The organism is Variovorax sp. NFACC27, assembly GCF_048301545.1.
Taxonomy (GTDB): domain Bacteria; phylum Pseudomonadota; class Gammaproteobacteria; order Burkholderiales; family Burkholderiaceae_C; genus Variovorax; species Variovorax gossypii.
This window is the reverse complement of record NZ_CP157613.1, coordinates 2,313,462-2,324,493: the sequence shown is the minus strand read 5'-3', so window position 1 is coordinate 2,324,493 and position 11,032 is coordinate 2,313,462. Positions and strand designations below refer to the sequence as shown.

Below are 11,032 nucleotides of genomic sequence, written 5' to 3'. Positions count from 1 at the left end.
TCGCCGCAAGGTATTCATATTCGGGCCTAGCCGGATATAACTAATAGCTTATTTCCGGTGGAAAGAGGCAAATCCGGGGCGCGGCCAACTCGCCTCCGATTCCAATTCGAAAGAATCCAATGAGGCTTTTTCAGCGCCTCTTTTTTGGAAATTCGCGGACTAAGGTTTTACGTCGAACCACCGCAGCGTGGAGCCGGATGAATGGGTCGATATGGCCTCCCCGCGAGGAGGCTTGCGCGCCCGGCTTCGGCTGCGCGAACGAAGCCCGATTGCCGCCCGATCGGGCCTAGCCGCCCTTTGCCTTCCCCGGCTTCCTGGGAGCCTTGGCCGAATGCTTCGGGGCCTTCGCAGGCTTGCTCGCGGCCGGCACCGGCAGGCTGCGCGCCTCGCCTTCGCGCGCCGACTTCATGTGCCCGCTCTCGCCGATGGTCATGCCGACGATGCGCGCGAGCTGCCGGCTCACGCTGATGTATGCGTGCCCCAGACGGCTGTCGAAATAGAGCGAGTCGCCGCGCGCCATGTGCACCACCTCGCCGTTCTCGAAGTGCACCTCGATCTCGCCCGAGAGCACATAGGCGAACTCCTCGCCCCCGTGCCGCACGAAGTCTTCCGGCCCGTGGATCTGCCGCGCGTGCACCGTGCCGACGATGGGGCTCATCTGCTTGCCCGCCGCCGTGGTGCCGAGGAACTCATAGGCGATGGAAAGCCCCTTGTAGACCACGCCCTTGCCCGAGCGCGTGACCACCGGGCCGTCGAGCTGCGCGGGCTTGACGCCGGCGCCCGCGAACATGGCGTTCATGTCCATCTCCAGCGCGCGACCCAGCGCGGTGAAGTTCTCGTAGCCCAGCGCGAGCTGGCCGCGCTCGGCGCGCGATATGGTGGTGATCGACACGCCCGAGCGCTCGGCCAGTTGCGCCAGCGTCCAGCCGAAGCGCTTGCGCGCGGTGCGCAGGCGGTTGCCGAAGGTGACGCGGTCCAGCGTGGGCGGCTCGTCCCTGGGCTTCATCCCCGTCTTGGTCCCTGTGTGTGGATTCACGCTTGGCTTTCTCTTGTGATGCCGGTGGATTCTGCCAGCCGGCGCCTGCGCCATCCATGCCAACCCGCATGACGCGGGCCCGGAAGTTGCGTATACGCAAATTGCGTTGACGCAAATTTCACCGATGCGGTGCACCATGGTTTCCCCTTGGTACCCTCGAATCAATTTGCGTATCCGCAAATTTCTTCCTACACTTTTCGGCGATGACTTCCAGCACTGCAGAGCCCATCGTGGCTGACTTCCTCGTGATCGGCGGCGGCATCGCCGGGGCCTCGGTGGCCCACTGGCTCGCGCCGCACGCACGCGTGATCCTTCTCGAACGCGAATCGCAACCGGGCTACCACTCCACCGGCCGCTCCGCCGCGCTCTTCATGGAAAGCTACGGCACCGCGCAGGTGCGCGCCCTCACCATGGCGAGCCGCGCCTTCCTCGAGCACCCGCCCGAAGGCTTCTCCGAACACCCGCTGCTCACGCCGCGCGGCGCGATGATGGTCGCGGGCGCCGAGCACATGGCCGAGCTCGAAGCCCACTGGGAAGTGCTTCGCGCCATGGACACCGGCGCCTCCCGCCTGAGCGGCGAGCAGGCGCGCGAGATGGTGCCGGCGCTGCGCCCCGAGCAGGTGCAGGGCGCGGTGTACGAACCCGACGCAGCCGACATGGACGTGCACGCCATCCACCAGGGCTACCTGCGCGGCATGCGGCGCGCGGGCGGCAAGCTGGTGTGCGATGCAGGCGTGACGGCCATCGAGCGCGTCGGCGAACGCTGGCGCGTCGAGGCCGGCGGCGCCGTGTACGAGGCGCCCGTGGTGCTCAACGCTGCGGGCGCATGGGTCGACACCATCGCGCGCATGGCCGGCGTGCCACCGCTGGGCATCGAGCCACGCCGGCGCTCCGCATTCATCTTCGCGCCGCCCGAAGGCCAGAGCGTCGCGCACTGGCCCATGGTGTTCGGCGCCGACGAGGGCTGGTACATCAAGCCCGACGCCGGCATGCTGCTCGGCTCGCCGGCCAACGCCGATCCGGTCGAGCCGCAGGACATCCAGCCCGAGGAGATGGACATCGCCATCGCCATGCATCGCATCGAGGAGGCGACCACGCTCGCCATCCGCCGCCCGACGCGCACCTGGGCCGGCCTGCGCTCCTTCGTGGCCGACGGCGACCTGGTCGGCGGCTTCGAGCCCGGCGTGCCCGGCTTCTTCTGGGTGGCGGCGCAAGGCGGCTACGGCATCCAGACCTCGGCCGCCATGGGCGAGGCCTGCGCCGCGCTGGCGCGCGGACTGCCGCTGCCCGAACGCATCGCCTCCTTCGGGCTCACGGCGGAAATGCTGGGCCCGCAGCGGCTGCGCACGGCCGCGGGCTGAGCCCGGCCACGCACGCGACAACAAGAAACGACACACCACCCCACGAGGTTCGACCATGCGCGTCTTCAGTGCTTCCCTTGCCACCGAAACCAACACCTTCGGTCCGATGCCGACCGGCCTGGCCTCCTTCAAGGACCGCGGCTACTTCCCCGCGGGCAAGCACCCCGACGCGATGACGCTGTTCTCGGGCCCGCTGTGGGCCGCCCGCATGCGCGGCGCCGACAAGGGCTGGACGCTGTTCGAAGGCATGGTGGCCGGCGCACAGCCCAGCGGCACCACCACGCGCCACGCCTACGAGACGCTGCGCGACGAGCTGCTGAACGACCTGCGCGCGGTGCTGCCTGTCGACATGGTGCTGCTCGGCCTGCACGGCGCGATGGTGGCCGACGGCTACGACGACTGCGAAGGCGACCTGCTGGCGCGCGTGCGGCAGATCGTCGGGCCCGACGTGGTGATCGGCGCGGAGCTCGATCCGCACAATCACCTCACGCCGGAGATGATCTCCAACGCCGACGTGATGATCTCCTTCAAGGAGTACCCGCACACCGACGTGCTCGAGCGCGGGCTGGAGCTGGTCGACATCTGCACGGCGACGGTCGAAGGCAAGGTGCGGCCGGTGCCCGCGGTGGTCGACTGCGACATGATCGTCACCGTGCACACCTCGCGCGAGCCGGCGCGCGGCTTCGTCGAGCGCATGCAGTCGCTCGAAGGCAAGAACGGCGTGCTCTCGATCTCGCTCACGCACGGCTTCTCGTGGGGCGACGTGCCCGAGATGGGCACCAAGGTGCTGGTCTACACCGACGGAGACAAGGCACAGGCCGACCTGCTGGCACGCCAGCTCGCCGACGAGGTCATCGCCATGCGCGACGGTCTCACCGTGAACTACCCCGGCATCGACGCCTCGCTCGACGAGGCCCTGGCCTTCGACGGCGGCCCCGTGGTGATCTCCGACGGCGCCGACAATCCCGGCGGAGGCGCAGCCAGCGACTCCACCTTCATCCTGCGCCGCATGGTCGAGCGCGGCATCACCAATGCGGCGCTGGGCCCGCTGTGGGACCCGATCGCGGTGCGCATCGCCTTCGATGCGGGCGTGGGCGCCAGGCTGCAGATGCGCATCGGCGGAAAGATCAGCCCGCTGTCGGGCGACCCGCTGGATCTCGAATGCACCGTGAAGGCGCTGAAGCACGACCTGGTGATGACCGGCCTGGCCGGCACGCCCACGCTGATGGGCGACTGCGCGCTGGTCGAGGCCAACGGCATCGAAGTCGTGCTGATCACTCTGCGCAACCAGGCGATGGGCACCGACCTCTTCACGCAGCTGGGCTGCGACCTCGCCGCGAAGAAGATCATCGTCGTGAAGTCGTCGCAGCATTTCTACGCGTCGTACTCCAAGGTGGCGAAGCACGTCATCTACGCGGGCGCACCGGGTGCGGTCACGCTCGACCTGAACACGCTGCCCTATCGCAAGGCCCGCCTCCCAAAGTGGCCGATCGGCGCCGCGGCCTGAGCCCCTCCACTTTCTTTTTCCTGCTGCCTTCCCTCACCGGAGAACCGACGATGAAACGACGGACGCTTGGCGCTCTCGCCGCCCTGGCCATTTCCACCGCCTTCGCCGCGAGCCTTCCCGCGCATGCCCAGACGCCCCAGGCCAAGACGCTGAAGGTGGTGGCGCACGCCGACCTGAAGATCCTCGACCCGACCTTCACCACCGCCTACATCTCGCGCAACTTCGGCTACATGGTCTACGACACGCTGTTCGCGCAGGACGCGAACGGCAAGCCCCAGCCGCAGATGGTCGAGAAGTACACCACTTCGAAGGACGGCAAGCAGTGGAGCTTCACGCTGCGCCCGGGCCTCAAGTTCTCCGACGGCAGCGCCGTCACCTCCGCCGACGCCGTTGCATCGCTGCAGCGCTGGGCCGCGCGCGACAGCCTGGGCCGCGCCATGACGGCTGCCGGCGCCGAGTGGAAGGCCACCGACGCGCGCAACTTCACGCTCACGCTCTCCGAGCCCTTCGGCATGGTGCTCGACGCGCTGGCCAAGCCCTCGGGCTTTCCGCCGGTGGTCCTGCCCGAACGCGTGGCGAAGATGCCGGCCACCGCGCCGCTGACGGAAGTGCTCGGCTCGGGCCCCTTCATCTTCAAGCGCGACGAGTGGGTACCGGGCAACAAGGCCGTGTTCGTGCGCAACCCGAACTACGTGGCGCGCAGCGAGCCGCCTAGCGGCCTGGCCGGCAGCAAGAAGAGCAGCTTCGATCGCGTCGAGTGGCTCTACCTGCCCGACGCCAACAGCGCGGTGGCTGCGCTCAAGCGCGGCGAGGTCGACATCATCGAGCAGCTGCCGCCCGACTACATCGCGCCGCTGCGCACCGACACGGGCGTGAAGATCGGCTCGGGCGGCGCCTACCAGGGCTTCCTGGTGATGAACCAGCTGCATGCGCCCTTCAACAACCCGAAGGTGCGCCAGGCGCTGCTGCAGGCCGTGAGCCAGGAGCGCTTCATGGCGGCGATGGGCTTCCCGCTCGACATGCGCATGGCCTACTGCGCCACCTACTTCATCTGCGGCAGCCCCAACGACACGGCCGCCGGCGCCGAGCCCTACCGCAAGGCCGACCTCGCCAAGGCGAAGAAGATGCTCGCCGACGCCGGCTACAAGGGCGAGAAGGTGGTGCTGCTGGTGCCCAGCGACGTGCCCTACCTGAACGCCGAGGCGCTGATGGCTGCGCAGACCATGAAGAGCATCGGCCTGAACGTCGATGCCCAGACCATGGACTGGGCCTCCATCGGCGCGCGCCGCGCCAAGCGCGATGCGCCCGACGCCGGCGGCTGGAACATGTACGTCACCGTGGCCGGCGAGTTCGATGCCAACTCGCCCGTCAGCAACGCCTACCTGAGCGCGGCCTGCGGCAACACCCTGCCCGGCTGGCCCTGCGACAAGCCGCTGGACGACCTGCGCACTTCATGGCTGAAGGAAACCGTGCCGGCCAAGCGCAAGGAGCTGCTCGACGCCTTCCAGACCCGCGCCTACGAGGCCGTGCCGTACATCAACGCCGGCCAGTACTCGGCCGCCTTCGCCGCGCGCGCCAACCTGAAGGGGCTGGACAAGCTCTGGTCCGGCATGCCGACGGTCTGGGCGCTCGACAGGTAAGGGCCAGCCCGCCAGCCAGCATTCCGCCAGCAAGCCAGTCAACAGTTCAAGGGCATCGCCATGGGCTACATCGTTCGACGCTTTCTCTCGACGCTTCCGGTCATGGCGGTGGTGGCCGTGGTGGTGTTCCTGCTGATCCACCTCTCGCCGGGCGACCCTGCGGCGCTCATCGCGGGCGACCTCGCCACCACCGAGGACATCGAGAAGCTGCGCGCCGCGCTCGGCCTGAACCTGCCGCTGTGGCAGCAATTCGGGCTGTGGATCGGCAAGCTCTTCACCGGCGACCTCGGCACGTCGATCTTCACGCAGATGCCGGTGACGCAGCTGCTGGGGCAGCGGCTGGAGCCCACGTTGTCGATCGCCGCGCTGACCATGCTCATCACGCTGGTGGTGTCGGTGCCGCTGGGCACGCTCGCGGCGTATCGCGCGGGCAGCTGGATCGACCGGCTGGTGATGCTCTTCGCGGTGCTGGCCTTCTCGGTACCGGTATTCCTGGTGGGCTACCTGCTGGTCTACAGCTTCGCGATCCAGCTGCCGTGGTTCCCGGTGCAAGGCTACGTGCGCTTCGCCGAGGGCGCGGGCGAATGGCTGCGCTCGCTGGTGCTGCCTTGCGTGAACCTCGCGCTGGTCTACATCGCGCTGGTGACGCGCATGACGCGCGCCACGGTGCTCGAGGTGCTGCACGAGGACTACATCCGCACCGCGCGCGCCAAGGGCCTCGGCGTGCTGCCCGTTCTGGGGCATGCGCTGCGCAACGCGGCCATTCCCATCGCCACCACCGTGGGCGCGGGCATCGCGCTGCTGATCGGCGGCGTGGTGGTCACCGAGACGGTGTTCGCCATTCCGGGCGTGGGCCGGCTGGTGATCGATTCGGTGCAGCGGCACGACTACCCGGTGATCCAGAGCGTGCTGCTGCTGTCGGCGGGCGTGTACGTGCTGATCAACCTGCTGATCGACCTGAGCTACCGACTCTTCGATCCGCGCATCCAGTACTAGACCGACCCACTGACCCGCTCCATGTCCACCGTACTTCCCATGAGCGACATCGACATGCCCGCGACGCCTGCAGCCGAAGTCGCGCAGCCGGTCGAGGCCCCTTTCGTTCCTCCGCGCTTGCGCTGGCTGCGCAAGCACCCGACGCTGATCGTCGGCGCGCTGCTGCTGATCGCGGTGGCGGCGCTTTCCATCGCCGCGCCGTGGATCGCCACGCACGACCCGCAGGACATCGATCCGCTCGCACGCATGCAGCTGCCCTCGTCCGAGCACTGGTTCGGCACCGACGCGCTGGGGCGCGACGTGTTCAGCCGCGCGGTGTGGGGCGGGCGGGTGTCGATGATCGTGGGCGCCTCGGTGGCGCTGCTGGCCACCTTCTTCGGCGTCGCGCTCGGGCTGGTGGCGGGCTTCGTGCGCTGGGCGGACGGGCCGATCATGCGGGTGATGGACGGCCTCATGGCCATTCCGGGCATCCTGCTTGCCATCGCGCTCATGGCCGTGACCCGCGCCAGCCTGACGACGGTGATCGTCGCCATCACGGTGCCAGAGATACCGCGCGTGGTGCGGCTGGTGCGCTCGCTGGCGCTCACGCTGCGCGAGCAGCTCTTCGTGGAGGCCGCGCATGCGGTGGGAACGCGCCTTCCGGTGATCCTCGTGCGCCACGTGCTGCCGAACACCGTGGCGCCGCTGATCGTGCAGGCCACCTTCGTCGCGGCCGCTGCCGTGCTGACGGAAGCGGCACTCTCCTTCCTCGGCGTGGGCGTGCCTTCGCAGACGCCGAGCTGGGGCAACATGATGGCCGAGGGCCGCAACTTCGTGGCCGTGGCCTTCCACATCATCCTGTACCCCGGTCTGCTGCTGGCGGCGACGGTGCTGGCCATCAACCTGCTGGGCGACGGCCTGCGCGACGCGCTCGACCCGCGCCTGGCACGGCAACTGTGAAGGAGGACATGCCATGACGATCCCCATGTCCCACACCGCGCTCGCACCCGGCGAGCCGCTGCTCGAGGTCGACAACCTGCGCACGCACTTCCACACGCTGGCGGGCGTGGTGCGCTCGGTCGACGGGGTTTCCTACACGGTGCGCGCGGGCCGAACGCTCGGCGTGGTCGGCGAGTCGGGTTGCGGCAAGAGCGTGACCGCCCTGTCGATCCTGCGGCTGGTGCCCACGCCGCCCGGACGTCACATGGGCGCGGTGCGGCTGCGCGGCACCGACCTGATGCAACTGAGCGAGCGCGAGATGCGGCAGATCCGCGGCAACCGCATCTCGATGATCTTCCAGGAGCCGATGACGTCGCTGAACCCGGTGCTCACCGTGGGCCGGCAGATCGCCGAGACAGTGCAGCTGCACCAGAAGGCCAGCCGCGCCGACGCGATGAAGCGTGCGGTCGAGATGCTGCGCGTGGTGCAGATCCCCGAGCCCGAACGCCGCGTGAACGAGTACCCGCACCAGCTCTCGGGCGGCATGCGCCAGCGCGTGATGATCGCCCTGGCCCTGGCCTGCAACCCCGAGGTGCTGATCGCCGACGAGCCGACGACTGCCCTGGACGTGACGATCCAGGCGCAGATCCTCGACCTCATCAAGCGGCTGCAGAAAGAGCTGGGCATGGGCGTGGTGATGATCACGCACGACCTCGGCGTGGTGGCCGAGAGCTGCGACCGCGTCGTGGTCATGTACGCTGGAAAGAAGGTGGAAGAAGCCGACGTGGTCGACCTGTTCGACCGCCCGTTGCACCCCTACACGCGCGCTCTGATGGCCTCGATGCCCGCGATGAACACCGCGAGCACGCGGCTCACCGAGATTCCGGGGCTGGTGCCCGCCGCGCACGAACTGGGACGCGGCTGCGCCTTCGCGGCTCGCTGCAGCCAGGCACGCGAACGCTGCCGCGCCGAGACACCGAGGCTGGTGCAGCAAGGCGGCGACCACGTTGTGGCCTGCTTCGCCGTCGAAGAAAACTGGGCGGGTGCCGAGGAGATCGCCGCATGACGACAACCGCTGCAACGCCATTGCTGCAGGTGCGCAACCTGCGCAAGCACTACACGTCGCCCAAGCGCTGGCTGCGGCCGGCCAAGCCGTCGATCCAGGCGGTGGACGGCGTTTCGTTCAATGTCGCGCGCGGCGAGACGCTGTCGCTGGTCGGTGAGTCAGGCTGCGGCAAGACCACCACGGCCAAGTCGGTGATGCGGCTGGTGGAGCCGACCTCAGGCTCGGTGGAGCTCGAAGGCCAGGAGCTGCTGTCGCTCTCCGCCGAGGACATGCGCATGCGCCGGCGCGACCTGCAGATCATCTTCCAGGACCCGTATGCCTCGCTGAACCCGCGGCTGACGGCCGGGGACATCGTGGCGGAACCGCTGCGCAACTTCGGCATGGGCGCATCGGCCGAGCGGCGCGAGCGCGTGCAGTGGCTCTTCTCGCGCGTGGGGCTGCGGCCCGAGGCTGTGAAGAAGTTTCCGCACGAGTTCTCGGGCGGCCAGCGGCAGCGCCTGGGCATCGCGCGGGCGCTGGCGCTGAACCCGAAGCTGATCGTGTGCGACGAGCCGGTGTCCGCTCTCGACGTGTCGGTGCAGGCGCAGGTGGTCAACCTGCTGATGGACCTGCAGGCCGAATTCGGCATCGCGTATCTCTTCGTCGCGCACGACCTCGCGGTGGTGCGCCACATCAGCCATCGCGTGGCCGTGATGTACCTCGGCCACATCGTGGAGATCGCCGACCGCGACACGCTGTTCTCAGCGCCGCTGCATCCGTACACCGAGATTCTGCTGTCGGCGGTGCCGGTGCCCAATCCGCGCACGCCCGCGCGGCGCATGCTGCTGCAGGGCGATCCGCCGAGCCCGGCCAATCCGCCTTCGGGCTGCCGCTTTCACACCCGCTGCCCGATGGCGCAGGCCGTGTGTAAGGAAAAGGCGCCGGAGCTGGGCGAGCGGCCGTCGTCGTCCGCGAACGGAAGCCATCTGGTCGCCTGCCATTTCCGCTGAAGAGAAGAAGCAAGAAAGAAAGGATTCCCCCGTGTCCGAAAAGCTCCCCCACTACGAACTGCTGATCCGCGGCGGCACCGTGATCGACGGCACCAAGGCGCCGCGCTTCGATGCCGACATCGGCATCGTGGGCGACCGCATCGTCGCCATCGGCAAGCTCGCGGGCCATACGGCCGAGCAGACGATCGACGCCACCGGCCGCATCGTCGCGCCCGGCTTCATCGACTCGCACACGCACGACGACCAGGCCGTGCTGTCGCAGGCTCGGATGCCGTTCAAGGTGTCGCAGGGCGTGACCACGGTGGTGGCGGGCAACTGCGGCATCAGCGCCGCTCCGCTTCGCGCCGACATGGACCTGCCCATGCCGCTGAGCCTGCTCGATTCGCCCGCAGAGGGCCGCTTCACCAGCTTCGCCGCGTACCTCGATGCGCTGCGCGCGACGCCGTCGTCGGTGAACGTGGCGGCGATGGTGGGCCATTCGACGCTGCGCGCCGTGGCGATGGGCGACCTCGACCGGCCCGCGAACGAAGCCGAGATCAAGGCCATGCAGGCGATGGTCGAGGAAGCGATGCAGGCCGGCGCCATCGGCCTGTCGACCGGCACCTTCTACCCGCCGGCAGTGAAGGCCACGACCGAGGAGATCATCGAGGTCGGCCGCCCGCTCACTTCGCGCAAGGCGCTGTACGTGACGCACATGCGCGACGAGAGCGACCGCGTGATGGAGTCGCTGGAGGAAACCTTCCACATCGGCCGCGCGCTCGGCATTCCGGTGGTGGTGTCGCACCACAAGGTGCAGAACACGCGCAACTTCGGCAAGACGAAGGTCACGCTGCCGTTCATCCAGGAGGCGATGAAGCACCAGTGCATCGGCCTCGACTGCTATCCCTACACGGCCGGCTCCACCATGATCCGCACCGACCGCGGGATGATGGAAGGCCGCGTGCTCATCGCCTCTAGCGTGCCGCACCCCGAATGCGCGGGCCGCGACCTGAAGGACATCGCCGCCGAATGGGGCGTGTCGGGCGAAGAGGCCGCGAAGCGGCTGCAGCCCGGCAGCGCGATCTACTTCATGATGGACGAGGACGACGTGCAGCGCATCCTCGCCTTCGACGAAACCATGATCGGCTCCGACGGCATCCCGCTGGGCGACAAGCCGCATCCGCGCCTGTGGGGCACCTTCCCGCGCGTGCTGGGGCACTACAGCCGCGACATCGGCCTGTTCCCGCTGGAAACGGCGGTATGGAAGATGACGGGGCTCACCGCGCGCAACTTCGGCCTGCACGAACGCGGCACGCTGAAGCCGGGCAACCACGCCGACGTGGTGATCTTCGATGCCGCGACGGTGCGCGACACGGCCAACTACGAATCGCCGATGCAGCCGGCCGAGGGCATCGATGCGGTGATAGTGAATGGCGCCCTGACCTGGCGCAACGGAGCGCACGGCGGAGCGCGCAACGGGCAGGTGATCACGCGGCGCGAAGCGCGAGTGAACTGATCCCGTCCAGGGATACCGCGGAAC

The 11,032-nt window shown here is 68.5% G+C and carries 9 protein-coding genes; 8 read left to right on the top strand and 1 reads right to left on the bottom strand.

All coding sequences use genetic code 11. The features are described 5' to 3' along the window. Window positions 1-286: 286 nt before the first annotated feature. Window positions 287-1,090, bottom strand: coding sequence for a cupin domain-containing protein (locus ABL840_RS11015; protein WP_176947629.1), 804 nt, complete (start codon window positions 1,088-1,090; stop codon window positions 287-289). Between the two features lie 149 nt (window positions 1,091-1,239). Between ABL840_RS11015 and ABL840_RS11010 the strand changes: the two genes are divergently transcribed. The 8 genes from ABL840_RS11010 to ABL840_RS10975 are packed head-to-tail and all read left to right on the top strand — an operon-like array spanning window position 1,240 to window position 11,008. Further along, window positions 1,240-2,397: an NAD(P)/FAD-dependent oxidoreductase gene (locus ABL840_RS11010; RefSeq protein ID WP_093198862.1), complete on the top strand. Its 1,158-nt coding sequence runs from the start codon at window positions 1,240-1,242 to the stop codon at window positions 2,395-2,397. 55 nt (window positions 2,398-2,452) lie between these two features. Then, complete coding sequence (locus ABL840_RS11005; RefSeq protein ID WP_093307092.1) at window positions 2,453-3,904, top strand: M81 family metallopeptidase; 1,452 nt, start codon at window positions 2,453-2,455, stop codon at window positions 3,902-3,904. 50 nt (window positions 3,905-3,954) lie between these two features. Beyond that, a complete protein-coding gene (locus tag ABL840_RS11000; RefSeq protein ID WP_093307109.1) occupies window positions 3,955-5,544 on the top strand; it encodes an ABC transporter substrate-binding protein in 1,590 nt (529 codons plus the stop codon). A gap of 60 nt (window positions 5,545-5,604) precedes the next feature. After that, window positions 5,605-6,540, top strand: coding sequence for an ABC transporter permease (locus tag ABL840_RS10995; protein WP_093307091.1), 936 nt, complete (start codon window positions 5,605-5,607; stop codon window positions 6,538-6,540). Window positions 6,541-6,561: 21 nt separating this feature from the next. Next, complete coding sequence (locus tag ABL840_RS10990; protein WP_418116245.1) at window positions 6,562-7,479, top strand: ABC transporter permease; 918 nt, start codon at window positions 6,562-6,564, stop codon at window positions 7,477-7,479. A gap of 13 nt (window positions 7,480-7,492) precedes the next feature. Then, on the top strand, window positions 7,493-8,524 hold the full coding sequence (locus tag ABL840_RS10985; protein WP_093307089.1) for an ABC transporter ATP-binding protein: 1,032 nt from the start codon (window positions 7,493-7,495) through the stop codon (window positions 8,522-8,524). Then, on the top strand, window positions 8,521-9,513 hold the full coding sequence (locus ABL840_RS10980; RefSeq protein ID WP_093307088.1) for an ABC transporter ATP-binding protein: 993 nt from the start codon (window positions 8,521-8,523) through the stop codon (window positions 9,511-9,513). The genes ABL840_RS10985 and ABL840_RS10980 overlap by 4 nt, the downstream gene beginning before the upstream one ends. Before the next feature lie 31 nt (window positions 9,514-9,544). Further along, window positions 9,545-11,008: an N-acyl-D-amino-acid deacylase family protein gene (locus tag ABL840_RS10975; RefSeq protein WP_093307087.1), complete on the top strand. Its 1,464-nt coding sequence runs from the start codon at window positions 9,545-9,547 to the stop codon at window positions 11,006-11,008. The last annotated feature ends 24 nt before the right edge of the window (window positions 11,009-11,032 follow it).